The sequence below is a fragment of the Alteromonas sp. ABE4_545 genome, from assembly GCF_056161325.1.
Genome location: NZ_JBSWYY010000004.1, coordinates 156,695 through 181,586 on the forward strand (window position 1 = coordinate 156,695; position 24,892 = coordinate 181,586).

A 24,892-nucleotide genomic window follows, 5' to 3' on the forward strand; every position below is an offset into this window, starting at 1 on the left:
AGGGTTTACTCGACCAAATAGGTTTTAGGGCTCGCTGATTTTATGTCGTTAAAATCAACCTTATTCAAGTTCGCATAATCAGAGAGTTGCATATCTTGCTTTGGTGTTTTCCAATCGCCGTATTGGTAAGTCAAATAAGCGTCGTGTTCACAGGGAATGTTGATTTTCGTCCCCATCCAATCGATTTGCTCAAAAGTCAAAAAGTGCTTTTCTGGCCCATGCCACATACCCAAACTTGGCATATGATGCGCAACGCCATCTTTAAACTCTCGAAAGCCAAATGAAGTAGAAAAGCTAGTATGTACGCCAGAGTGGTCGGTAAATCTGAGCAATAACCCTAAAGTTTCACCTGATTGACTTTTTAGCTCTTCGATTCGCCAATCAACTTTATCAGGTGATTCGGCGATAAATGCTTTTAACACATGCACAAGCGCAGGCGCCTTGTCTTTGGCAATAGCAAAGTCGATGTCATCATCCCAAGGGATAATGTCACCATCGCGGATAATGCCGAGCAAAGTGCCAAAATCTACCATTAATGGCACGTTCTGTGATGCCGCTAACCGGCACAGATTGGTGATAATACGCTGGCCAAATGCTAAGGTTTCTAGGTTTCTAAATGGTTCCGCTTTCAGCGCTTTTAAGGTTTTCTTTTTAGGAATAAGTACCTTATTTTTATCAACGCCCAAACTTTCTGTTAGTTGCCCATAGACTTCCATCGACCACTGCGTCGTGATCACTATTTGATCGAAATCGAGTTCAACAATAGATTCAGGCGCCAGTACTTTTAGGCCAGCGACTTGTGTACCCACTTTAGCGGGGTCGTTATCCAATATTGCGATAAATGTTCGCTCATCAGTATCAATACTGCCTAAATACTGGCTCGCCCCACCACCTGCGCCAAATAATACTGTTTTAATAGACATTCTGTGTCTCCTTGTTGAGACTCAACACCAATACACGCTTAATCTGTTCAGGAGAAACTTCACGGGTAAAGTTTTTCGCTCGACTAGGGTCTAACTGATAATCAAAGTCGGAAATAATCTGCTCTGCAGAAGCAAATTTCGTGACCTCTTCAGCCAAATGCAAACTCGACAACAAGGCTTCAACCCCTATTCTCTGGGTATCACTCAACCCTAACTCCTCATTGGAAAACAGCCCAAGTAATGCAGGTAAAGTAAAACTACACGCTAAACCATGTGGAATACCGTATTTCATGGTCAATGAATATGACATAGCGTGGGCCAAGGCTGTGCGTGTTTCTGTAATCGCCATCCCCGCCAAGTTTGCGCCAATCAGCATCGTTTCTCGTGCAGACAATGACGAAGGCGAGGCCAACACTTGGGGCAAAGCGGCCACCACATGATCAATAGCGGCCAATGCTGCGCGCTGACTGGTAGCCGTGCGCTGGATGTTCCACAAAGACTCAAGCGCATGAGATAAGGCATCTAACCCTGAGTAAAGCGTTTCATTTCGCGGAAGTGTTTGAGTTAATTTGGCTTCTAAAACGGTGGCGTCTGGGATGCGATCAGCAAAAGAATACTTAGTTTGCGTGCGACTATCCCACACGGTAGCAAAAGGCGTAATCTCGGCCCCAGTACCCGATGATGTAGGAATGGTGATCAACGGCACAGGGCTGTTAGGCGGTAGCTGCGCGCCAGAAACCAAATACCCTTCGAGCGCTGCAGCAGGCTCACCGAGTAAACGGCTCAGCACTTTCGCAGAATCCATTACACTGCCGCCACCTAACGCAATAACAGACGTAAAGGCAGCGTCTTGGTAGCGTTCAAGTAACGATGATAAATAGGCAAGTTCAGGGTTTGGCGACACGCTATCAATAACAGTGACTTCGCTCTCAGATAACCCAGTAACCAGTTCACCAACAACACCACGACGAGCAAACCCTCCACTCGTTACGATTAACGGCCTCGGCCCAAGCGACAACTCGTGTAACGTGTCGAGCAGTGAATGTGTGGTAATTACATTAAATTGCGGCGATGAGGGCTCTGTCATGATATTCACTCTTTGGTTTCGGTCACAATCCAACGTGTTGCATAAACGCGCGTTTATTTTCAACAGGAGTCGATGTTGGGCGACCTAAATCATCCCTCGAACCTTGAGCAATGCGAACTTCTACTAATACCGGCCCTTCAAGCGCAAGTGCATTAGCAAACTGAGCGTGAATCTCTTGTTCTGAAGATAAACAAAGATAATGACGGTAACCACATGCTTTGGTCACACTTTCTAAGTCAACACCAGCGATTACAGTAGGCTGACCACCGACCGACTCATGGCTTTGATTATTCAATACAACATGAACAAAGTTCTCTGGAGAAACAGCACCTGTAACGGCGAGTGCCCCCATGTGCATGAGCAATGAACCATCACCGTCAAAAGCAACCACAGGTTTTGACGGCTGAGCCATGGCTACACCAAGCGCAATAGACGCCGTATGCCCCATGCCGCCAACGGTCAGGAAATCACTATTGGCTTGTTGCTTCGCTTTTCTTAGCTCAAACACTTCCCGAGAAGTTTTCCCTGTTGTCGATACCACCAGCGTGTCAGGCTGCATATTGTCGAGCAAACAAGATAGCGCGCTTTCTCTTTTCATCGTGAAGGCCTGCTCACGTTGTGGCGACTTTTCAGACGCGAATGAGCCTTTTTTCACAACAACAGCAACAGGACGAGATTCTTGCAGCATACGCGAAAGCAACGGGCTAACTGTCTCCAACGACGTGTTACTGTCTATGACCACGTAAGGCACATCTAACAGAGTTAACTGTTCGAGCGTGATTGCTCCTTGCTTAACATGCTGAGGTTCATCTTTCACCTCTGGTTCACCGCGCCAGCCAATCACTAACAGCATGGGAATGCTATAAACTTGTGTGTCACACAAGGATGTCATGGGGTTGACGATATTCCCCAACCCCGAATTTTGCATATACACCACCGCGGGCTTTGCAGATCCTAGGTAGAATCCGGTCGCCATGGCCATGGCATTCCCTTCATTCGCCGTTATCACGTGTTGGCTTTTCTCGTAATGGTTGTCGATATAAGCACACAAGGACTTCAACAATGAATCAGGCACACCGTAATATTGTGTCAGACCATGTTCCGCAAGAAACGTACAAAAATCTGCTGGCGCAATCATTATTTACCGCCAGGGATAAGTTCGAGAATTTGTTTAATTGGCATCATGCTGCTGTCTACTTCTGCAGAACGCCCATGGCTTAATATACTTTCTGCCGTATTCAACATAGCAGGGTATGCACTGCGCAATAACTGATTGGCATAAATCACCACGTTCACGCCTCTCGCTTCCAATTCGTGCTCGTAAACTTTGTTGTAACTCGAAGGTACGGCAACCAAGGTCTTGCGATTCGGCAATTGAGCATAGCGGTCACAAAACTCAAAAATTTCGTCAGGTGTTTTCTGGCGACTATGGATCATAATGCCATCAGCTCCCGCATCGAGATAGGCAGCAGCACGTTCCATGGCATCATCAACGCCTTGGTCTAAGATGAGGCTTTCAATACGGGCGATAATCATAAAATCGTTAGTCGCTTGCGCCGCTTTACCCGCTTGAATTTTGTGACAAAAATTCTCGATTGAATCCTGAGTTTGCGCAACTTCGGTGCCAAACAACGAGTTTTTCTTTAAGCCTGTTTTGTCTTCAATTATAACCGCTGACACGCCTAGGCGTTCTAGCGTTTTTACTGTAAAAACAAAGTGTTCTGTTTTGCCGCCTGTATCGCCGTCATAGATAATAGGCTTGGTAGTGACTTCGAGTACTTCATTTAACGTCGACATGCGTGATGTCACATCCACGGCTTCGATATCAGGCTTTCCTTTAGCTGTTGAGTCGGTCAAGCTGCTGCCCCACATGCCGTCGAATTCTTTTGGACCAGTCTCAGTCTCAATTCGGGTATTTTCTATAATTAACCCCGACAGGGCATTGTGGATATCGAGGAAACGCACTAAGGGTTTAGCATTCAAGATACGGCGTAGTGACTTCAAACGCACTTCTGGCGTAGTGCCAATCTCTTTCATAGCTTTGTGTAATTGAGAAGAAGAAATGCCATGGGTATAAGGTACTTCGACTAGCTTGCCATCCCATTGCGCAAGACAATCAATCACGCGCTGACGCGTTTTTTGCTGAACGCCCGTTTGCCAATCATCACCGTGTACCACAATATCAGGCTTAAGCGCTTCAAGGTTGGGCACGTAATCTAGCGTTTCTTGCGCAATGACATGGGCCACGCCTTTGATGTTTTCGATCACTTCTTTGCGTTGCTCGAAAGTCATAAAGGGAACGCGTTTATAGCTCGCGATTGCTTTATCAGTTAACAAACCAACGGTGACTTCACCGAGTTCCGCTGCTTTTTTGATGATATTCAGATGACCAGGATGAACTAAATCGGCGCTCATTCCGAGATATACTTTTTTCGTCATTGTCTCTACTTCTAATATATTACGCCGTTCATTCATCATTCTGAATGAGGGCTAAATTAACTTATCGAAATACGCCTTGATAGCTGGCTTAGCAATTCATAGCCATCCCAAATTGGCGAAAATGTGAGTGCCTGCCCAACAGGAACAATACGGTCCACTCCTGTTATCGACGGCAATGATAAAAACTTAATTAACTCTGCTTGTTCTAGCCCCCAATAGCTCAGGGTTTGCGCTTTATTATTGAGATACGGCTGTAAACCAGCCAAATTATCCAGTTGTACGTGAAGCAATATTTGCTGGCCTGGATGGGTGTCTATTAGCTCATACCCTTTGACGATGTCTTTTTCATTATCAACATCAACGATACACAAGCTGCCGTATTGTTTTATCAAAGTGGCTTGATTCGTTGCCTTTAGCCATTGAGCATAAACCAATTGTTCATTGCGTTGATTGATACCAGCAAAGGGTAACATTGAACCCAATTCACTGAAAAACATATCTTTTAACGCATTACTACCGAGCCAAAATACGTAGCGGGGTGAAGAACAGGCCTGTTGGGAAAACGCCGCCATGTCGCGCTTGAGCCCCTCGCACACTGAAGCGATGTTTGCGTCTGAAAGACCATCGCCATTAATAACAACAAAAGAGAAGCGGTTAGCGAAACTAATATCTCGGCACCGCGCTTTTGTGGGTAGCCGCTTAATGGCCGACACGCTATCATCGCCGCCCCAAATCACTCTTGCATCTGCCGCAAGGGCAATATCAAGGCTCACACTGGCGTCACGCTCAAAACGACAAAATACATTCGTGTTTGCGATAGCCTGGTGTTCAGCCAAACCAAGCACCTTTTCGATAATTTCGAGTAAAGCCTGCTGCAAAGGTGAAGTTTGGCTACCCAATCGAATCAGGTTGCGATTGCCCATTAATAAGCTGCACACCCAACTATACACAAACTGTGTATCGACGTTGTTGGGCGCATAATGCACCACCAAACCAACAGGTTTAAACCAATCATCACCCAGTTGCGCGTAATAGGCTTTAGTATTCGACGCTCTGAGCCAAAAGCCCAATGCGATAAGCTCGGGGAAATCTTTCGCTAACTCGCTACGCATTAATTCAGACGACAAGGTACCAATAAAAGAGAGTATGTGTGGGTCTTGGGGCAACAAATTCGTGCTTTCATCAAATAAGGCGTGTGCCTTAAACTCGCTCCATTCTACACCTTCGTTCAGGCGGCTGTGGGCGTTGGGGCACACTATCGAGATACTCATACTTGGCTCCCGGTATCGCTACACCCACGTAATTCGGTTTTTGGCAATCGACCAGATATCGAAAAATATCGGCCCAGACGGCCACAACTACAATCATCTTCTCCGAGTAGCGTTCCCTTATCCTCGGTTAAAATACTGAACCCAGGGTAACTCGTTGGTATCACAGACTGCACCTGAACTAGACCTTCTACACCCACTGGATTTGGCGACAAATCGGTAAAGTTTCGAACAATAACGTTAGCACTCGTCGGGCAATGCAAATGCCCATGTTCACATTCAACAAACACTGAGCCGACCTGCTCTGCCATACCGTAAAAATTATGGATTTTTTCGATCCCAGTCACGGCCGTGACCGTTGATTTAAATGTGGCATTGTCGACTTGCTGATCAACCAGCTTCTTCCATCCACCACTGTGAATTAACACGCCATGTGGTAAGGAAAGTGTACGATTGCTGCGCTTAAGTTGCTGAATAAAGTTCGCCCAAACCATAAAAGTAAAACCGAACAAGAGTCCTGGTTTACCGCGGTTTTGCTCACAAAAGGTCGATACAGCATCGATATCGAGTGCCATATTTTCGTCGAGAGCATAAACCGGTTTGCGACCAAAAAATGCCATGCCCTGAATACCCGCTCCACGTGCCGAAAACAAGGCTTTGTCTTTTAATACCGCAGGACTATCTATGATCAACATAGGCAAGCGTTGTCGGCCTATAAACTCTTGCATAATACGCACAAGGGCTTTCGATTGGTTCGAGCTGGTCTGTCGGTCCAGCACAACTTGTGCAGGTGATTGTCCTGTCGTACCGGAGCTGCGTAACACTTTAAATTCTTCATCCAAATCAATGCTGCTCAACTTCAAGAGTTTGAACAACCTAACCGCGAGATACGGAAAATCACTGAGCTGAATATTTGACGAGTCGTTTTGACCTAAAGCGACATCGGAGAAAAGCGAGCCATAATGTGACGATGCCTTGATGTGATGTTCGTGTAACGTACTAAAAACTTTGCCGAGCACCGCTTGTTTGTTGAATTTGTTCACGCCATAGACTGGCTGCTCAAGCACGTCACTAATTAACTGCTGAATATCATTAGGCACCATAACGCTCCTGCATCGAGGCATAGTCATACTTGCCATTCGTTGTGTACAACAATTCTACTGGCGCTTGAACACGTACGGTACTAGGGTGAATGTGCAATAACTTGGCTATCTCGATCGCACTTGTTGCCACATGAGTATCACTCAATACCGTTAGCAAATTGTCTTTCCCGCAGCAAACAACGTGCTTATCAGCATCACTCAATCTTGCCTCTACTGCATCTAGCGCGATGCGTTGACCGTGAATTTTTATCATGCGCTTTAAGCGCCCAGTAATGTAGTAATCACCATCATCGTCGACGTATGCCAAATCACCCGTATGCAACTGATTAATACTATCGAATTGAGCTAATTCTGGCCGAGAGTTTACATAACCTAACATGACATTAGGCCCTTGATATATCAATTCACCTTGCTGGTTAGTTTGGGTGATAGGATTGCCAGTTTCTAAATCAATTAACGAGAACTCTCCGTTTGGAATCGCTTTACCAATCGACTCGGGTTTGCTGGCGGTTGATTCAGGAGCCAACCATCCCATTCGCGCCGTCGCTTCAGTTTGACCGTACATAATAAAAAATTGCTTCTGATTAGCGTGACAATAGTCATTAAAATGCTTCACCCAACGAGAATTTAGGTTCCCCCCCGCTTGAGTCAAATATCGCAACTGGGGCAGTAAACGTTTGGTAAATCCCAATCTCGCTAGCATTTCATAGCTGTGAGGTACGCCAGCAATACTGTGAATAGGTGTTGATTCGAGTAATGCCCAATAATTGGGTTCCACTGGTGTGTGAGTGGTAAAAACGAGAGTAGCACCGACTAACAAATGGGAATTAATCACTGACAGCCCATAAGCATAATGCATGGGCAAATTTGCCAATGTCTTATCACTTGGCTTGATCGGTAAAAACGCGCAGATACTTTCAGCATTCGCGTATAAATTTGTGTAGCTTAACGCGACTTGCTTAGGGTCACCGGTACTACCCGACGTTGACATTAACAACGCCACATCAGCACCAATCGACGATACCTGATTGTCGAGTTCAGTGAGGCCTTGTCGATCAAAAATACCTTGAGGTTGATACGCTTGAAGTAATTGTTCTAGGGCATCATTTGCCAGTTCATCACTGACAAGCATGGCACAGTGACCGGTTTTTAAAATCGCGAGATATTGAACAAGCACACTGAGTGTATTGGTGGTCTTTACTACAAAAAGTGATTTATTGGTAAATTTAGATAACGCCTTTACTTGCGTATCAATACGCTGACAAAGCTCACCGTAGGTAACATGTAACTCACCTTCAATGACGGCAATCTGCTCGGTTGAATGTTCTGGAAAAGACAGCCCCATGATGCACTCGTTATATCAACATTCCACCATCCACACCAATCACTTGGCCGGTGATGTATGACGCTAAATCCGAGGCGAGAAACAGGGCACAGTTGGCAACATCTTCGGGTTTGCCAATTTCTCCCATGGCGATTGAGTCAAGCCTTTTGGTAAATGTCTCTGGGTCGAGGTCGCGCGCCAAATCCGTGTCGATGAAACCCGGAGCAATGGCGTTGACGCGTATTTTTTGTGCGGCTAATTCTTTTGCCAGCGAAGCCGTCATGCCTAACAAGGCAGCTTTACTGCCAGCATAAACCGCCTGCCCTGCACTGCCTTTCACACCCATAATCGAACTCACATTGATAACACTGCCACCACCACTTCGGGCCATCAATCGCGCAGCGTATTGAGTGTTGTATAACGCCCCAAAAACGTTGGTTTGATAAGTAGAATGCAAATTCGCTTCAGTCACCATCCCCAACAAAGCGCTTTGTAACACGCCAGCGTTATTCACGAGTATATCTAGCTTTCGGCTCACTTTATGGATGTGGGAATAAGCCTGTTTTACCTCTTGTGCATTTTGTACATCGAAAATTAAGGTATGCACCTTTGCGCCCAAAGCTTCACACTGCTCGGCTACAGGCGCTAGTGACGTTTCATCTCTGGCGCACAACCACAATTCAGCTCCCGCATTCGCAAAAACGGTGGCAATAGCCGCGCCAATACCTTTATTAGCACCGGTAATAACACAGCATTTTAGATTCAGTAAATCAGCATTGAACGTCATATTTTGCGAGTATTTCTTTTGCTTTAGCCACTGAACTCATATCGATAATGTCGTCAGTATCTAGCATCACATCGAAGGTATCTTCTAATTCGGCGATAAGAATCATGTGCGCGGTGGAATCCCATTCTTGAATGGTATTGTATGTCAGTGTATCGACGATTTGATTTTCAGCAATACCTAATGCTTTGCTGAACGCCGCGACCAATTGTTGTTGATTATCCACTCGACCCTCGCTTGAGTAATTGGTGTTGTTGAGATGTTATCTCGATAAAAATCGTTTCAGCATCGTAGTTTGCCGTTCATATTGGGTTGAAGGCAAGTAAAGATGTACTAAATCTCCCTGACTGGTTATCTCGTAACCGAGCTTCTCATTGTAATTTAATGCGGCTCGATTGGTTTTTAACACCACTGCTTTAAAAGCCTCTATATTCAGCGTGTTAAAACAATAATCATACAGTGCTAATGTAGGTGCAAAAGCCAGTATATTCCCTTGATACTTGGGTTCACCGATATATAAACCCGCTTCGAGTACTTTGGCATCTTGTATGGTGCTTTGCGAATCACTAACTCTGATATTCGTCGAACCTATTGGTGTCCCTTTGTACTCCACCACCCAATGTTGTTGGGTTTCGTCGTGCTGCAATTTTGAAAACCAAGCCAACTGTTGCTGTTCCGATATCGGTGACTGATTAAGCATTTGTCGCCTTACTGTGTCGGAATTACGCCACGCACGTAACTGTTCCAGATCTACAGATTGTATAGGACGAAGCCTTACCTGATATCCGTTAATGATCACGCCACTGGCTGTGTGCGACACTTCAATCATGTTGTAATCTCGCAATTGCTTCTAACACCCGTTGTGCCCCAACGCTGTCTGCTCCATGCTTAGCTGCCATATGCATATGATTTAATTGTTCGTCGTCTTTCCACAACTCAATAGCTCGGCCCACGAGAGCGTTAACATCTGCGTGAACTCGCCCATCAAAGCACTCGCACCACCCTTGGCTTTGCGCATTTTCTGTTGCATTAACTTGGTTATCGGCAACAACCACTAAAATTGCAGGCGTATGGCATACGTGTAACTCAAATTGTGCGCCGCCGGCTGCACTAATGGCCAATCGAGAATGTTGCCAAACATCTGCCATATCTTGCGCATTGTGAATATGTTGGGTGGGGTTGTTTATTTCTTGTAGAACTTGTTTTAGTTCAGGCAATGATGAAAAACTCGGGCCGGTAATGACACGCAAAGGAATATCCGGAGCCAAATTGTGAAACGCCCGTAACGTCGGGACTGTAAGACCACAGGGATCACTTCCACCGTAGTTGATGGTAAGGCTAAGACGTTGTGGAAAATCAACAGGTGAAACATGATTAAATTGCTCTCTAAGCAACCTGAATTGCCCACCAAGACAAAAGTGAGCATTTGGGTTCAGCACTTGGTAGTTGCTGTGTTGATTTTCTCCTGCGGGATTCACCACCAGATCAGCCAACGCAACTAATGGAGACAAGGTATCATCCATTAACACAATGCAATCTAGCTCAGTTCGCAGTTGGGTGAGCAATGAGGGAGAAAAACCATAGCCATCCACAATCACTGCCGCAACATCGGTGTGCTGTTTTATACTGTGGCATTGTACAACCATGTCTGATTCGGTTTGCACAGTTAAAATATGTCCCACCCAATCATGCCGAGACAAGGCGATATGTTTGCCTTGCTCAGTTAACAAAAAGTAGCTGGGAATTTGTTCGGCATCAGCCGCTTGTGCAAGTGCCAAACAACGCATTAAGTGACCGACGCCTTGCTGACTTCCTGCTTCGACACAAAAAACCAAGCATTGCACTACTCAATAAGCTCCCATGATAAAGGCGTCCCTTTTTTAATCGTGGAACGAGCGCGTTTATTTATTACATGTTCAAAGTGCTTTGGCGCTAATCCAAATGCCGGACGAATAACTTTAATGTTGTCTTTCGATATGAGCTCGCCCTGCGCAATATCTTGCGCCACGTAAATAGAGCGTCGATACTGTTTAGCGTCGTCCTCAGCTTTACTACCGCCGTAGGTCACTTTACCCATCGCTAACCAAGCTCGTTCCGACTCGACAACAAGCTGTTGTAACTCTTGGGGCTCCAACGAAAAAGCGGCGTCTACGCCCCCTGCGTCACGATCAAGTACAAAGTGTTTTTCAATCACAGAGGCACCCAATGCAACCGACGCCACAGCCACGCCAACTCCACCAGTGTGGTCGCTTAATCCCACTTCACAACCAAATGCCCCTTTCATATTGGGAATAGTGACAAGATTGGTATTCACAGGTTCTGCTGGATATGTACTGGTGCATTTAAGCAGAATGATATCAGTAGCCCCGTTTGCTTTTGCACACGTAACGGCATCTTCAATTTCAGACAAACTTGCCATGCCAGTAGACATAATAAGGGGTTTGCCTTTGCTCGCCGCTTTGGCAATTAATGGTAAATCGGTCAATTCAAACGACGCAATTTTAAAACAAGGGACACCGAGTCCATCGAGAAAGTCCACAGCATCAGGGTCAAACGGTGAACTGAACGCCTCCATGCCCAAACGGTTAGCACGTTCAAACAAGGCTTGATGCCATTCATATGGCGTAGCCGCTTTTTGATACAACGCATGTAACGACTCACCATGCCACAGGCTGTCTTCTTCGTTGATAACAAACTCGCCGTGTTGTACATCAAGTGTCATGCTGTCGGCAGTGTAAGTTTGCAGCTTGATCGCATGCGCACCAGCCGCCGCTGCCGCATCGACCATTTGACAGGCCAGCTCAAAATTTTGGCTATGATTACCACTTAACTCAGCGATTATAAAAGGAGGGTGATTTTCACCAATTTCACGCTGACCAATTTTTATCGTCGCCATGCTCTATTTCTCACTCAATATAGCGATTACACCTGCTGCGATACTGGCTGGCTCAACTGGCGTATCACTCATTTCGGTGGCGTAATCAGGCATCAAGGTTCGCGGGTCAACATGCCCCGTTATCACCAAAGATGGAGTATTAACGGTTGTTGCCAGCCACTGGGGCGCAGACGGCACAGTGACCAATAATTGGCTCGCTTTTAACTTCGCTAATGTGCGAGAAAGAGGCTCGCTGCCATCAAAACCTTGCCACACCAATACCCCTTCTGCTTCCAGTAAAGACACTAACTCTGAAGTATATGGGTAACAACGCTCTTGCGTGCGAGCTTGTGTATTCAATGCCACAATCGGTTGCTGCTGTGAAAGTAAATATTCATCGGCTGGAATATTGATCTGCATGTCCATAGCAATATCACCGAACCCACAACACCGTCGCAGGTAAAACTCTGGATAGCCTAGTTCAGGAGGGGTGCCATGCTCCCACCACGGCGTATGCCATTGTGCCATGCTCAACCAGCTGCTCTGCATGTACTGGCTCGGGAAATTAACATAATCAGGCGACAGGGTTTGGTTTTGTAAACCATCGACCAATTCAGTGATAGAAAGACTAATCGTGTTTCCTGACACTGGCTCACCGGCATCTTTGAGAAAACGCGCCAAAAAACATGGCATAAACCAGGTATCTAAATTAATGATTTGTGAATATTCTTCACCGAGAATATCTTCGGCAAGCCCCATGAAAACCTGCATTGCGCCGACAATATCCTCAGGCCATTCACCTTTTTTGAGGGCATACACTTTCACGTCGGGCATCGCGAGTTTAATCACTTCCTCGCCCGCGGCGTAAGTAAGCATATGCAATTCTGCGTCGGGAAATTTTTGACGTAGGTGCCGCAGTGCAGGAATACCAATACAGGTCACATCGCCAAAACCTAGCATGCGGATAAGCAGTATTTTATTCGCCATGATTCTCTCGTTCTATATAAGCGCGATACATAAGTTCGGCGCGTTCCCAATCTTCGGGGGTGTCTATGTCTTGCACTAGGTATCGCGGCAATACAATAGGGATACTATGCGCTGCGAACATGCGCTGTCGCGTTTCAAATGCCTGTGCCGTCCCCCAATAAAACTGTCCTGCATCGTGATAACACTCTTCAAGATCTTGTGAACGCTTACCCATATTGCCTGCGTCGATGGGCTCCACGCCATTATCTTTTACTCTGATAGCGCGTTGAATGGGAAACGGGAACGACGTCACCGAAAATGCATAGTACTTGCTCGAATCTCCCGACAATGCAGAGAACCCACGTTGAAGGCTTTCAGCATTCAAGAAAGGCGCTGTAGCGTAAATACAACATACGTAGTCCACCTGCCCATGTGTTGCCTCATAAGTTTTCACTGCGTGCTGTATCACGGGCGTCGTGCCAATTTGATCGTTGGCCAATTCTGCGGGGCGACGAATTACGTCTGTTGCGCCATTGGCTAAGGCTATTTCAGCAATTTCATCAGAATCGGTCGACACGATAATCGCATCAAAAAGTGTTGAAGACTTTGCAGCTTGCAGCGAATAAGCAATTAAGGGCTTACCGGCAAACAGCTTTATGTTTTTACCCGGGATACGTTTACTGCCACCTCGCGCAGGGATCACAGCTATATTCACGACAAAACCTCACAAAGAATATCAATCACTTGCTGTTGCATATCGGCCGTTAACGCGGGAAATAAAGGTAAAGTCACTGCGTTTTGATAATAATTCTCTGCCACAGGGTAATCACCGCGTTGAAACCCTAACTGTTGATAATAAGGGTGCCAATGAATGGGAATGTAATGAACGTTTACTCCCAGCCCTTTTTCTCGTAGCTGGTTAAATACGGTTTTTCTATCGTGCGCCTGTAATTCGATCACAAATAAGTGCCATGCACTATTGACGTCGAGGGGGGGTAACACAATCGGTAGGTGCGACAAAGCCTCGTGATAGCGCTGAGCCAATGCCAGTCGCGATGCAACAAAATCATCCAAACGTTTGAGCTGAGTGAGCCCAAGCGCTGCGTGGAGGTCACTCAAGCGATAATTAAAACCGAGTTGTTGTTGAGCATAAAACCAGGGTTCATCATCATGACCTTCTGGCATGTACGCCGGGTCCTTTGTAATCCCATGACTCGCGAACAATCTCAGCTTTTGCGCTAAAGTCTCGTTATTGGTTAAAACCGCACCACCTTCCGCAGTGGTAATTGACTTCACTGGATGGAAACTGCACACCGTCATATCCGAATAGACACATGCGCCTATTTTATTGCCAGCGGCATCTCGCCCCCCGAGTGCATGAGCTGCATCTTCAATTAAAACAATCGACATGTCGGAGATTAGCGCTTTTATCGCTGCCATATCGCAGCTACTTCCTGCAAAATGCACCACCACAATTGCACAAGGTAATGCATTCATACGTTTAGCATTGTCGAGCTTTTCAGCTAAGCGTGGTAAAGACAGATTGCGCGTTTTTGGGTCAATGTCGACAAAATCGACGCTAGCACCACAATACAAGGCACAATTCGCTGATGCGGCAAACGAATTCGGCACCGTCCAAACAATATCACCTTGTCCCACACCCGCAGCTAAACACGCGATATGCAACCCCGATGTACCGCTATTGACAGCGACAGCATGTTGAGCTTTTGTGTACTGGCTCAACGCCAACTCGAACGCAGGTACTTGCTGTCCTTGAGTCAGAAACTGGTTTTGCAATACATCTACAACAGCATCCACATCTTCTTGGTGAACACTGTGTTTGCCATAGGGGATCATAGCGTTGATTTATCCAACTCTTTTAGTTCATCTATGGTAAGAAAATGTGGGTTTTGCCCCGAGTGATATTCAAATTTTTCAGGCGCAGCTTTACCTTCTTCACCATTGCGATTTTTGAAGTAGTTGACATCTTTGTCAAAGAAAGTGATTGCTGGCGCAATTACAAAATGGTCTTCAAATTCAATAGAATGGTGAGCCATTTCTTGAGGCACCATCACTTCGTGAAGCTTTTCACCGGGTCGTATCCCAATAACTTCATAGTCGCGCTTACCACTCATCGCTTCAACCAAATCTAAAATGTGAATAGAAGGGATTTTGGGTACAAAAATTTCTCCGCCTTGCATACGAGAAAAGCTCTGAACAACAAATTCAATTCCTTCTTGAAGGGTTATCCAAAAACGTGTCATCTCAGTGTGAGTAACCGGGAGCTTCGTTTTTCCTTCCGCTAATAACTGGCGATAAAATGGCACGACAGACCCTCTAGAACCCACCACGTTTCCGTAACGAACTACGGAAAAACGAGGCCCTTTAGCGCCAGAGAGGTTATTGGCGGCGACAAATAACTTATCGGATGCCAACTTAGTCGCACCATATAAATTCACTGGATTGGCGGCTTTATCAGTCGATAAGGCGATGACCCGTGAAATATTGTTCGCAATCGCCGCATCAATAACATTCTGCGCACCATCGATATTCGTTTTGATACATTCATGAGGATTATATTCCGCTGCGGGAACCTGTTTTAAGGCGGCAGCATGCACCACATAATCCACGTCTTTCATTGCCGTCATCAAGCGCTCTTTGTCGCGCACGTCGCCAATGAAATAGCGCATGCATTTGGCATTAAAGCGTTGCTGCATTTCAAATTGCTTAAGTTCATCTCGAGAATAAATAATGATTTTTCGCGGCTGCGCTGTCGCGAGCAAATACTCGACAAACTTTTTGCCAAAGGAACCGGTACCGCCGGTTATCAATATTGATTTGTCTTTGAAATTAATCATTTTTGCTGGTCTCAAGATAATAGGTATTTTGTATATTTTGCTTGATTGTATCTTGCTCTGTCATCGGTAATTCATGCCCCATCAACGTATCAAACGCCCAGTTTTTAACTAGTGGAGCCGCTCTAGCGCCATCGGCTTGAATAAGAGCATGCTCTGCAATAGCTTCACGAGACAACAATACACATTGTGTTCCTTCATAAGCGCTAAAAGACGCAAACTTGTCGTAATGATAATAATCGGATAGCTGCTGCATGACTGGGTCTAATGTCAATTTAGGTAGTGCTAACGCTACATTAGCACGATAAGAATCAACCAATAATGCAATAAAAAAGATAAACCCGTCATGGCATGTAAAACTGGTATTTGGCTCCCGAAAATCGCCTGGTAGATAAACTACTGGCGGCAAGTTTGGTGTGTTTATGACGGTGTCTAACAACAACGCATCTGTAACACACAATACGCTCGCATCTGAATTTTCTGTATGGGCTAATAATGCCTCTTCCGTCTCAACAAAAACCACGTGAATAGATTTATCTGCATGTGGATTATTGCTTATCCCCTGCGCATCGAGAATCACGTCTCTCACGCGCGTAGAATTTTTACAGCCAGATAACTGAATATGGAATGGAGAGTCATTAAACCAGCGTTGTAAACAAGCCTTTCTGCGCAACGTTTTGAATGACCCTGTATTGTCAAAAGCGAAGGGAATTTCCAATATTTCACGCTTAATCGTGGCAAAGCTGTGCTTCCATTCATCCAATATACGGTCAAAAATTTCCGGTACATCATTATTTGCAGAAAACCCAATAGCTTTCATTAATGCGCTGTTAATAAAATTTACGGTACCGTAAAAATAGAAGAAGAGTAGACTCTGCTGCCTTTGATACGAGGCGTACAGATAATCTCGCTGCCGGTCAACAAAGCTATATGCGTCATCGACAGACTCTACTGGTTTTGAAATGAAACTCTCAAATACATTTAGCTCTTTTTCCAACACATTAAAGTTGTACCGCTTATTGAAATCAATTTGGAATTGGGTGTCATCGATTTTACGAAAACAATTCGACTTTACATGAGAAAGACTGCGTAATTTGTCCTCAGCCGTACTTTGAATTAGTACATCATCGTAATGTAGCGGCAAAGCACCATAGACCTTGGCACCATCATTCAAGTTGTAACAATCGACCTTTCTCGTCGTTAGCGATTGCTCAACGATACTTTTCGCCACTTTAAATTCATATTTGGTATTCACCAATGGGCGCAGATTTCCCGGTACTCTGATAGCGGTATTATTGTCTTCGTTGTAATCATAAGTTTGATTACCCTGCTCATCATAGTAACCAGAATCTTTGGAATGATGATTGTTCACGTCAACAAAACCAAAGTCGGTACCGACTAAATAGAACACGTTAAAACGGAGTTCCATAAACAAATTTACGGCAAAATTTGTCACGGTGGGAAAAGCAAACTCTAATTTAGCGAAATCAGAAAACCCAGGTAATTCCATTAGTGAAACAGTGGAAGATTCGCCCTCTTTGAAGGCAAGAAAAGTACTTTGGTATAAAGCCGCAGTATCAGGATGCACACCGTTACAGGAAATTAAGGGGATGGTTTTAAGATAATCAAAATTACCAATTCTGGACGCCCAATCATAGGTTGACCGATTCTGCTCGATTTCAGCATGAAAATCAGGGGTTAGGCCATTCTTATACAAAACTTGTAACGCCGTACCACATGATACAATGATGGCTTGTTCTTTTATTTCATGCAGCGTCGAGATTAGGCCATCTAAAGACGGACCGTTCCCAACAATCACAACCGGCACATTCCGATCAGTTTCAGAGAGCGACTGTAGCTTTTCCTGCAACAAGAAATGGGTATTTTTAGACATGACACTGCGTGTATGGGCAATACCAAACTTGGCGTGATCGTAATAATCACCAATCGCGATCATAACTTGGAGTTGTTCACGTAATTGAACAATAGCGTCTAAAAGGGCTTCATTGTAATAGCCTTGATAGAAATAGGTATGCGAGAGTACATAAGGGCCGATAGTATAGAATTGTGATAACAAATCGTTAAATAGATTAGTCCCATCATCACCAATATTGATATACAGCCTAGCTCCCGCCTCATCAAAACTCGATAGAATATGTTGCCAATCTAACGTGTACAACGACGCATAAAAGTAATCTTTGTTCGGCTCACAAATAAACAGCTTTTCAACTTGATAGTTTTCCGTTAACTCTTCTAACTGATAACCAACGCCAAGACCAAACATGATCATGGAACGTATTTTGTCGGGTAACTGGGTTTGCGCCTCGCTCCCCTCAGAAAGCAATTTTTCTATTCGCTCAACCAGCTGATAATGATGATAATGGCGTAATTTCTTGCCGGTGTATCCCAGTATTAACCCGTCTTTCTTCGGGTTACTTGCATAACTATTTAAACTTTCAATCGCATCTTGTTTCGGTGATTCAGAATATAAGTTAACCCGTTTATTAATATGGAATACATTCACTCGACCATCGGCGTTAGCTTTTGGCTCCCACTTTTCCGGCGTATAGTTAACAAACTCATCGTGGATTTTAGGAAAATATTGCTTAAATGCCCGAAGATTGGCTTCATATTTATCTTTAGATAACCGATCACGATGCCATTCTGCTTGCGACAAAGGACTGTGCCACAACGGCACGACATCATTTGTTTTTTCCCTGCTAACATTGCCGAAATATCGACCATGTAAACCTTGCCATCCTTGCTCTCTCACCGCAAAATCAATGGCATCGAAAACAGGCTGGTTGTAATGCTTGTACAAGAAACAGGATTCAACGGGGACATTAGCTCGCAATTCGGTGAGGTCTTCAGCAATACTTGCCCCATTGTTACCAATCTGAAAGTACAGTGCTATCGACTTATTTTGAGCCGTTTGTAAAATACTCTTCCAATCACAGGCAGCAATACTGCATCGTAAATACTGTGGTTCAGGCTCATAAATAATAATGTGTTGAAACTGACAACGCTCAACCAGTTCGGCTATGTGATACCCTAAGCCGAGGCCCAACACGACCAACACTTCACCGTTTAATGGTAAAGGCTTCTCATCCGACATTTGAGCTGCAGAAAGAGAAAAAAACGGTGTTGCTACACACGCTTCCTCAACTTGCCTCAATATTTCTCGTTGTGGATGAAACCCATACATCACGCGTCCGGCGCCGTAATCGACAATATTCAACTCACCAAAACGATTGCACAGTAGAGAAATATTTTTTCCCTCGACACTTTGTATCGTTTGTACCAGTGCAGGTATGTAGCGCTGAAATGCACTTATGTTCTGAATTTGCAGTTTGGTTAGAGATTCTGCAGCATCAACCTCTAATTGATTTTGCTTGTCTACATCTCGATGGATGTGCAAGTGGATATTTTTGAGCATTGTTATTTATACTTTTTGACCGCTTTTTGACTGCGAACGAAACGTACCATGTCGTCTTTAGTTGAAGATAGCAAAGACTGCGCCACTTCGGAAAGCTTTTGATTTACTTTGTATTCTTCTTGTGCAAATTGCTTTCGATTTTCGTCATCTAGAGTAGACAACAGTTCTTTGACGATTGATTCTCGAAGCTGAGTTAATTCATTGATACGTTCGAAATGAGAAGGTTCTGTAGAGGAAGTGTCATTCAAAAGCTGAGCGAGTGACAAATTCACTCGCTCTAATTCAGGTGTTGTAAATGCGTGTTTTAAGTCGTCTGCGTTCAAATGGCTTGCTGTTTTTGACGCTGCATTTCATACGCTTCCTGTTTTGCTGCCTCAGGAATTTGTACCCACGCGTCACGAATTGGTGTTAACAGGCTAATGATTTCATCTAATAACTGCAAGTTATTACTCACGTGGGCCTCTGTTACGCGCTCGAGCATGTAGTTGTACAATGCAAAAAGGTTTTCTGCAATCTCACCACCTGCTTCCATATCTAAGGTGTCACGCAAGTTAATGAGGATCGCTGACACACGAGACAAATACTCACTTTTCGCCGCATATTCTTTGCGTTCCATTGCGCCTTTTGCATATGCCAACCGGTCAAGTGCTCCCTGCATTAACAGCAACGTAATCTTGTGCGGATCTGCGGTTGCAATATCCTGCTTCAAATTACCTTTTTTATAGGCATTAATACCGGTTAAAGCCATACCGATTCCTCTTTACTTATCTTTATTAACCTAGCGCTGCTAGCAACGCTGTACCTGTTGATTGCAAACCGGCAACCGTTTGGTCAAGGCTCGTGTATTTTGCTCGCAAAACTTCTTCATAATTCGACATACGAAGCTCTAAGCGCTCCCAGTCATCGTATATTTCATCTCGCTCTTCTTTGGCTGCCGTTTCACGCAACGCCAACATACCACCAGAACGTGAGTACGAATTCACAAAGTCATACAATACTGTCGCTATCCCTTCATCTTCATCAGTAAAGAGAGTTGCAATATCGTCAAAATAGTCGTCGAGTGCGTCTTCTAAACGCTCTTCACCACTGCCCAGTCCAATATCAGTTGAACCAATCTCTAACTTGCCATCACTGTCGATCTCAATACCGATTTGGAAAAGTCCACCTAACGCCGATGAACTTACATTACCACCCACCAGCGTTGCCATGCCGTTCTGGATTGAGCGAATCATTGAATCGCCGGCTAAGGCGCCGTCGTCTTCGAGTTCAGATTCACCGTAACGTGTCAGCGTATTGATCTCGTCGATAACACCGTTGTAGGTTTCAACAAATTTGCGGATTTTTTCTTCTAACCCTTCTTTGTCGTAACCAATATTCAGTGTCGATGCCAGAAAGTTTCCATCTGTATCGGTCGGAGAAAGTTTTTCTGCAGTAAAAGATACGTTTTGAATGGTATTTTCGAATTCGTTGCTCGAACTTTGTACTTCAATACCGTCAATAGTTGCTACCGCGTTGGTCGCGGCCGACGCCGACAAGTAACTCGACAAGCCATCAGAACTTACCGTTGAAAGACGATCAAGATCAGCAATATCGTTGTCGTTAACAATTTTTAGGTCGTTGCCCGAGCCTGCCACTTCAGAACTGAATACCAAAATAGCACCGCCATCAGCCGTGCCGGTATCAATGATATTGGCGGTTACGCCGAAGTTGTTGTCGTCGCTATTAATTTGCTCACGCAATTGGGCTAACGTTGTACCTTCAGCGATATTAATCGTGAAGGTGTCACCGGTGCCGTCTATTTGGAAAGTAAGTGACCCAGCCCCTGAGCCAGTATTCAATACCGCATCATCCGACGACGAAAAACCGCCATCTTCAGCGGTGGCAGTCTCGATGCGACTTCCTGTTGCCAAAGATGTCACTGCAATTTCATAGCTACCGCGCAACGCACTACTCGACGCATCAGCCGTTAAAATTTCTTCATCTTCATTGGGGTTGGATACCGTGGGTTCACGGCCATTGATGTCGACGTCACTGCGCAGGTCATCGAGTGCATCTTTAAAAGATGACAATGTGGATTTGATTTGCCCTAACGCCGAAATTTCAGCTTCATTCGCCTCTTCTCGCGCGGTCAGTGCTTCTTGTTTGGGGGTGCGCTCGGCATCAAGCAATTGCGTGACGAGATCATCAAGCGCAAGCCCTGAACCAACACCTAACGATTGAATAGTCATAAATGCTTACCTCACTACACTTGGTTATTTAACAGCACTCCCACGCTACTACCTACATCTTCCTGAAGCTCTTTGATGCGCTCTGCTAAGCGCAGTACTTCATCTGATGGAATCTGGCGAATAACATCACCTGACTCGGTGTCTTTCACTGTCACCACGGAACGTCGCGTATCTTCGTCGATAGAGAACGCCAAATTGCGATTTTGTACTTGCAGGAAGCTTTGTACTTCTTCTACCGCTTGTTCAACATCGCGTTCTTGCGAACCACCATTATTTTGGTTATCGGCCATTTCTTGCTCAACTTGAGCGGAGTTTTGTACTCTTTTCTCCGTTTCAACGACAGATAAACCCGGTTGATCACCATCAGTTTTTTCAGTATTGCGTTCGGTATTTTGTGGCGCGACGGCGCTGCCAGAATTACTAGCAAAACCTTGGCCAACTTGCGTACTTAAAATTTCCACAATAACCCCCTTTTACAAGCAACAAAACGGGCCTGCATACACAGCGCCCGTTTTACTCTACTTATAAGTGATAGTATAGACTATCCTAATAATGACAATGCAGTTTGTGGGCGCTGATTAGCCTGACTTAACACTGAAACCGACGCCTGTTGTACGATCTGGTTACGTGTCAATTCAGCCGTTTCTGCGGCAAAGTCAGTATCTTGAATTCGTGAACGTGCAGCTGACAAGTTTTCTGTCATGCTAGACAAGTTACGAATAGTTGACTGGAAGCGGTTTTGAAGCGCACCCAAGTCAGCGCGAATACCACCAATTGCAGAGATAGCCGTATCCAGCGTAGACAATGCAGATGATGCTTTTGTTGCTGATTTTACTGACAAATCTGTCAAGCTAAGACCCGCTGAGCTAAAGCTATCAACGCCGTTCAATTTAGCTGAAGACAAGTTAACTGAAATTGTTTGACCCGCATTAGCACCAACTAGGAACGCAGCTGAAAACTTCGCGTCAAGTAGTTTGACACCGTTAAACTCTGTGTCAGTTGCGATACGCGTAATTTCACTTTTCAGTGCTGATACTTCTTTCTGAAGCGCTAAGCGGTCAGATGAAGAGTTAATACCATTCTGCGATTGAACAGCAAGCTGACGAATACGTTGAAGCGCCGTTGTTGTTTCGTCCAAAGCACCTTCTGCTGTTTGCGCAAGAGAGATCGCGTCGTTCGCGTTACGAACAGCTTGGTTTAGACCTTGGATTTGAGATGTTACGCGGTCAGCAATCTGCAAACCTGCGGCATCATCTGCGGCACTGTTGATGCGAAAACCTGAAGATAGGCGTTCAAAAGAAGTACTCAACCGCTCACCAACATCGAACAATTGACGCTGTGCATTCAGGGCCGAGACGTTTGTATTTACATATAAACTCATTGTATACCTCCTGGGATCACGCCAACGTTATGCTATACTGCAACGTTGATGTAACCTTCCGTACCTGATTCAGCGGGTCACTACTCCTGCTAAACCACCTCAATTTGATAACCCTGAATTAGGAGTTATCGCCAGTAATTAAATTACCCCTCAACTATAGCTATCGGCGCTAACTTGATCTTCTTTAGCTTTTTTTATTAAAAAATTTAAATAAAACGGTAAGCCGCTGATTTTAAATAATTATTTTTTTGAATTTTTTTGAAAAAGAGGGGGGTAAAGCGCTAACGCGCGAGAATAAGTCGCGCGTTAAAAGAGAAAAACCGGAGAGATCAGCGTGTATTGGGAGAAAAAAAGTTAATGCAGAATGCAAAACTAACTTTTGTAATGTGACGATACCTCACAAAGCTTGTCGTACATTCTAGCAATCTGCCCTTTTGCATCCGAGTTTTCGGTATAATAAGTACGTTGACGCCCTTGCATGGCGTTTTTCACATCCGATCGCTCTCTTATCGCCATCGCGGCGGCTTGATAGTTGGCCCAATCTTGGTACCGATACTCACTCGGTAACACAACACTGATATGACCATAGTCGTGCGAGATTACCGGCAAGCCATTGATGATCGCAGTTTGAGCACTGGTCCCGCCCCCCAAGCGCTTGGGGTTTAAATAGGCGTCACACATAGCACACACGCCAGCAATATTCTGGTGGAAGCCAATATTTTGTACTTGCCCACGTGACACCACTTCCTCAGAAAAATGATTAGATAATTCTAGTTTTTCACTGCCGGCAAAAATTATCTTGCTGGTTGAGTCTTTCAGTAACGCCTCGCAAGTCGCAACAAAATCATCACACAATTCATATTCAAGGCGAGTACCGACAACCAGATATACAAAGTCATCCTGTTGAATGCCAAATGTAGCGCGTTCTTCCTGTTTTTCGGCAATGCCCTCAGGTGTCACCAGCATACTTTCTGACATAAAATTACTATGTCCATACTGTTCGGCCATTGCTTGAGTGCGCGCACTCATTAGGTCTGCGGGAACAAAATAAGCATCACAATGTTGATACGGCACAACGCTGCCTGTTGTGGCAAACAGAGAAGGCCTAGACCCATATAGTGCGTCCATCACTAATAAATTTTCACCATGAGATATGATTGCATCGATATCAAATTGGTTGAGACAATCCGCTATTTGCGCCACCTTTTGAGTATTCATTTCGCCCGCGGCAAAACTCATGATGTTAACCTTTGTATCAAAACCCATGTACTTCACGGCCAGTTTTTGAAACTGTTGAAAATCGGGATTGACCTGAAACTCACTGCTCGACGCTAAGCCTAACTGATTGATACCTTTAGCATTCATGCCATTCGTATTGAAAACAAAGCTCTCGCATTGGTGAAACTCTTGTAAATGAAGAGCAATATTAAACGCCTCTCTGGTTGGTGAGTGATGCATACCCAGCAATTGTGGGCTTAAAATAGCAATGCGTTTAATCTTGGACACTTTTCGCTTTTTCACTAACCCGCGGTGTTGAAGAAAGGCCTGGAGTGACGAAGACACTGCGGTAAATTGGGTTCGCAAATAATCAGCGATAACAGGGCTATTGGCTTTATTGGTAAATGTTCTCTGCGAAATATTCCAAAAAAACTCGTTAAATATTGTCGTGCGCGTGATATTTCCCTGCGCTTTGCATGCACATTCCAAAAAGCGTAAGTCAAAAAAACAGTCATATAAGAAGAAATGAAGCGCCACACCATTGTCACTCGGCAAAGGATGCGCCAATAAATCGTCAGCGAGTTGCCGCTTAACAGGCAAATCCATGCCGTGAATTTCTTGTTGAATCGCTTTCAATAGCGGGCGGTCTTTCTCATTAATAGCCCCTACACTAAATATTGCATCTAGCGCCGCTTTTATTTGCCCCGTCATTGTCGCCACATTTCTCTCCCTAACATACTGAGCAAGCGCCCTAGTTGTAGATACAAAGCAATACACACTTCACTTTGCACTGTCATTACCGGTTGTATTTATTGATCGTATTAATTAGATAACTGGCAATGCCTATGCCAAGTAACTTAGCTGTTATAAAATAGAGTGAGAATACGAAATATTAAGCGTCAAAAAAAACTTGGCACGGAGTTGGCATATAGAATTATGCAGTTGTCGGCATGGCTTGGAAAAACAATAAAAAAGGCCGAGCCAATAAATGACCCGGCCAACTTG

The 24,892-nt window shown here is 44.8% G+C and carries 23 protein-coding genes; all 23 read right to left on the bottom strand.

The features are described from left to right. Positions 1-5: 5 nt before the first annotated feature. Positions 6-923: a nucleoside-diphosphate sugar epimerase/dehydratase gene (locus ACXAH6_RS05870; protein ID WP_474875709.1), complete on the bottom strand. Its 918-nt coding sequence runs from the start codon at positions 921-923 to the stop codon at positions 6-8. Next, positions 913-2,010, bottom strand: coding sequence for a phosphonoacetaldehyde reductase (locus ACXAH6_RS05875; RefSeq protein WP_474875710.1), 1,098 nt, complete (start codon positions 2,008-2,010; stop codon positions 913-915). Before ACXAH6_RS05875 ends, ACXAH6_RS05870 begins: the two co-directional genes overlap by 11 nt. 22 nt (positions 2,011-2,032) lie before the next feature. Then, positions 2,033-3,148, bottom strand: a complete 1,116-nt coding sequence (aepY, locus tag ACXAH6_RS05880) for a phosphonopyruvate decarboxylase (protein WP_474875711.1) — start codon at positions 3,146-3,148, stop codon at positions 2,033-2,035. Further along, positions 3,148-4,449 carry a phosphoenolpyruvate mutase gene (gene aepX, locus ACXAH6_RS05885; RefSeq protein WP_474875712.1) on the bottom strand — a complete coding sequence of 434 codons (1,302 nt, stop codon included), beginning with the start codon at positions 4,447-4,449 and terminating at the stop codon, positions 3,148-3,150. The genes aepY and aepX overlap by 1 nt, the downstream gene beginning before the upstream one ends. A gap of 56 nt (positions 4,450-4,505) precedes the next feature. Then, positions 4,506-5,720: an acyl-CoA reductase gene (locus ACXAH6_RS05890; protein ID WP_474875713.1), complete on the bottom strand. Its 1,215-nt coding sequence runs from the start codon at positions 5,718-5,720 to the stop codon at positions 4,506-4,508. Beyond that, a complete protein-coding gene (locus tag ACXAH6_RS05895; RefSeq protein WP_474875714.1) occupies positions 5,717-6,820 on the bottom strand; it encodes a LuxE/PaaK family acyltransferase in 1,104 nt (367 codons plus the stop codon). The genes ACXAH6_RS05890 and ACXAH6_RS05895 overlap by 4 nt, the downstream gene beginning before the upstream one ends. Beyond that, the gene (locus ACXAH6_RS05900; RefSeq protein WP_474875715.1) at positions 6,810-8,165 is read right to left on the bottom strand and encodes an AMP-binding protein; all 1,356 of its coding nucleotides are present in this window, start codon (positions 8,163-8,165) and stop codon (positions 6,810-6,812) included. The genes ACXAH6_RS05895 and ACXAH6_RS05900 overlap by 11 nt, the downstream gene beginning before the upstream one ends. 10 nt (positions 8,166-8,175) lie before the next feature. Continuing rightward, the gene (locus ACXAH6_RS05905) at positions 8,176-8,931 is read right to left on the bottom strand and encodes an SDR family NAD(P)-dependent oxidoreductase (RefSeq protein WP_474875716.1); all 756 of its coding nucleotides are present in this window, start codon (positions 8,929-8,931) and stop codon (positions 8,176-8,178) included. Continuing rightward, entirely contained in the window at positions 8,915-9,154 is a 240-nt protein-coding gene (locus tag ACXAH6_RS05910; RefSeq protein ID WP_474875717.1) for an acyl carrier protein, read from the bottom strand. The genes ACXAH6_RS05905 and ACXAH6_RS05910 overlap by 17 nt, the downstream gene beginning before the upstream one ends. Before the next feature lie 36 nt (positions 9,155-9,190). Continuing rightward, a complete protein-coding gene (locus tag ACXAH6_RS05915; RefSeq protein ID WP_474875718.1) occupies positions 9,191-9,757 on the bottom strand; it encodes a GNAT family N-acetyltransferase in 567 nt (188 codons plus the stop codon). Beyond that, positions 9,750-10,772 (bottom strand): UDP-2,4-diacetamido-2,4,6-trideoxy-beta-L-altropyranose hydrolase, encoded by a 1,023-nt coding sequence (gene pseG / locus ACXAH6_RS05920; protein WP_474875719.1) that lies wholly within the window; start codon positions 10,770-10,772, stop codon positions 9,750-9,752. Before pseG ends, ACXAH6_RS05915 begins: the two co-directional genes overlap by 8 nt. After that, positions 10,772-11,824 carry a pseudaminic acid synthase gene (gene pseI / locus ACXAH6_RS05925; protein WP_474875720.1) on the bottom strand — a complete coding sequence of 351 codons (1,053 nt, stop codon included), beginning with the start codon at positions 11,822-11,824 and terminating at the stop codon, positions 10,772-10,774. The genes pseG and pseI overlap by 1 nt, the downstream gene beginning before the upstream one ends. A gap of 3 nt (positions 11,825-11,827) precedes the next feature. Next, positions 11,828-12,790 carry a glycosyltransferase family 9 protein gene (locus ACXAH6_RS05930; protein ID WP_474875721.1) on the bottom strand — a complete coding sequence of 321 codons (963 nt, stop codon included), beginning with the start codon at positions 12,788-12,790 and terminating at the stop codon, positions 11,828-11,830. Beyond that, complete coding sequence (pseF, locus tag ACXAH6_RS05935) at positions 12,780-13,484, bottom strand: pseudaminic acid cytidylyltransferase (protein WP_474875722.1); 705 nt, start codon at positions 13,482-13,484, stop codon at positions 12,780-12,782. Before pseF ends, ACXAH6_RS05930 begins: the two co-directional genes overlap by 11 nt. Beyond that, positions 13,481-14,626 (bottom strand): UDP-4-amino-4,6-dideoxy-N-acetyl-beta-L-altrosamine transaminase, encoded by a 1,146-nt coding sequence (pseC, locus tag ACXAH6_RS05940; protein WP_474875723.1) that lies wholly within the window; start codon positions 14,624-14,626, stop codon positions 13,481-13,483. The genes pseF and pseC overlap by 4 nt, the downstream gene beginning before the upstream one ends. After that, the gene (gene pseB / locus ACXAH6_RS05945; RefSeq protein ID WP_474875724.1) at positions 14,623-15,627 is read right to left on the bottom strand and encodes a UDP-N-acetylglucosamine 4,6-dehydratase (inverting); all 1,005 of its coding nucleotides are present in this window, start codon (positions 15,625-15,627) and stop codon (positions 14,623-14,625) included. The genes pseC and pseB overlap by 4 nt, the downstream gene beginning before the upstream one ends. After that, on the bottom strand, positions 15,620-19,060 hold the full coding sequence (locus ACXAH6_RS05950; RefSeq protein WP_474875725.1) for a 6-hydroxymethylpterin diphosphokinase MptE-like protein: 3,441 nt from the start codon (positions 19,058-19,060) through the stop codon (positions 15,620-15,622). Before ACXAH6_RS05950 ends, pseB begins: the two co-directional genes overlap by 8 nt. 2 nt (positions 19,061-19,062) lie before the next feature. Then, positions 19,063-19,383 (bottom strand): hypothetical protein, encoded by a 321-nt coding sequence (locus tag ACXAH6_RS05955; protein WP_474875726.1) that lies wholly within the window; start codon positions 19,381-19,383, stop codon positions 19,063-19,065. Then, positions 19,380-19,808: a flagellar export chaperone FliS gene (fliS, locus tag ACXAH6_RS05960; protein WP_474875727.1), complete on the bottom strand. Its 429-nt coding sequence runs from the start codon at positions 19,806-19,808 to the stop codon at positions 19,380-19,382. The genes ACXAH6_RS05955 and fliS overlap by 4 nt, the downstream gene beginning before the upstream one ends. Positions 19,809-19,833: 25 nt before the next feature. Continuing rightward, on the bottom strand, positions 19,834-21,288 hold the full coding sequence (gene fliD, locus ACXAH6_RS05965) for a flagellar filament capping protein FliD (protein ID WP_474875728.1): 1,455 nt from the start codon (positions 21,286-21,288) through the stop codon (positions 19,834-19,836). Between the two features lie 14 nt (positions 21,289-21,302). Further along, a complete protein-coding gene (locus ACXAH6_RS05970) occupies positions 21,303-21,749 on the bottom strand; it encodes a flagellar protein FlaG (protein ID WP_474875729.1) in 447 nt (148 codons plus the stop codon). 80 nt (positions 21,750-21,829) lie between these two features. Beyond that, positions 21,830-22,669 (bottom strand): flagellin N-terminal helical domain-containing protein, encoded by an 840-nt coding sequence (locus ACXAH6_RS05975; protein WP_474875730.1) that lies wholly within the window; start codon positions 22,667-22,669, stop codon positions 21,830-21,832. A 372-nt stretch (positions 22,670-23,041) separates the two neighbouring features. Next, on the bottom strand, positions 23,042-24,607 hold the full coding sequence (locus tag ACXAH6_RS05980) for a glycosyltransferase family protein (RefSeq protein WP_474875731.1): 1,566 nt from the start codon (positions 24,605-24,607) through the stop codon (positions 23,042-23,044). Between the last annotated feature and the right edge of the window lie 285 nt (positions 24,608-24,892).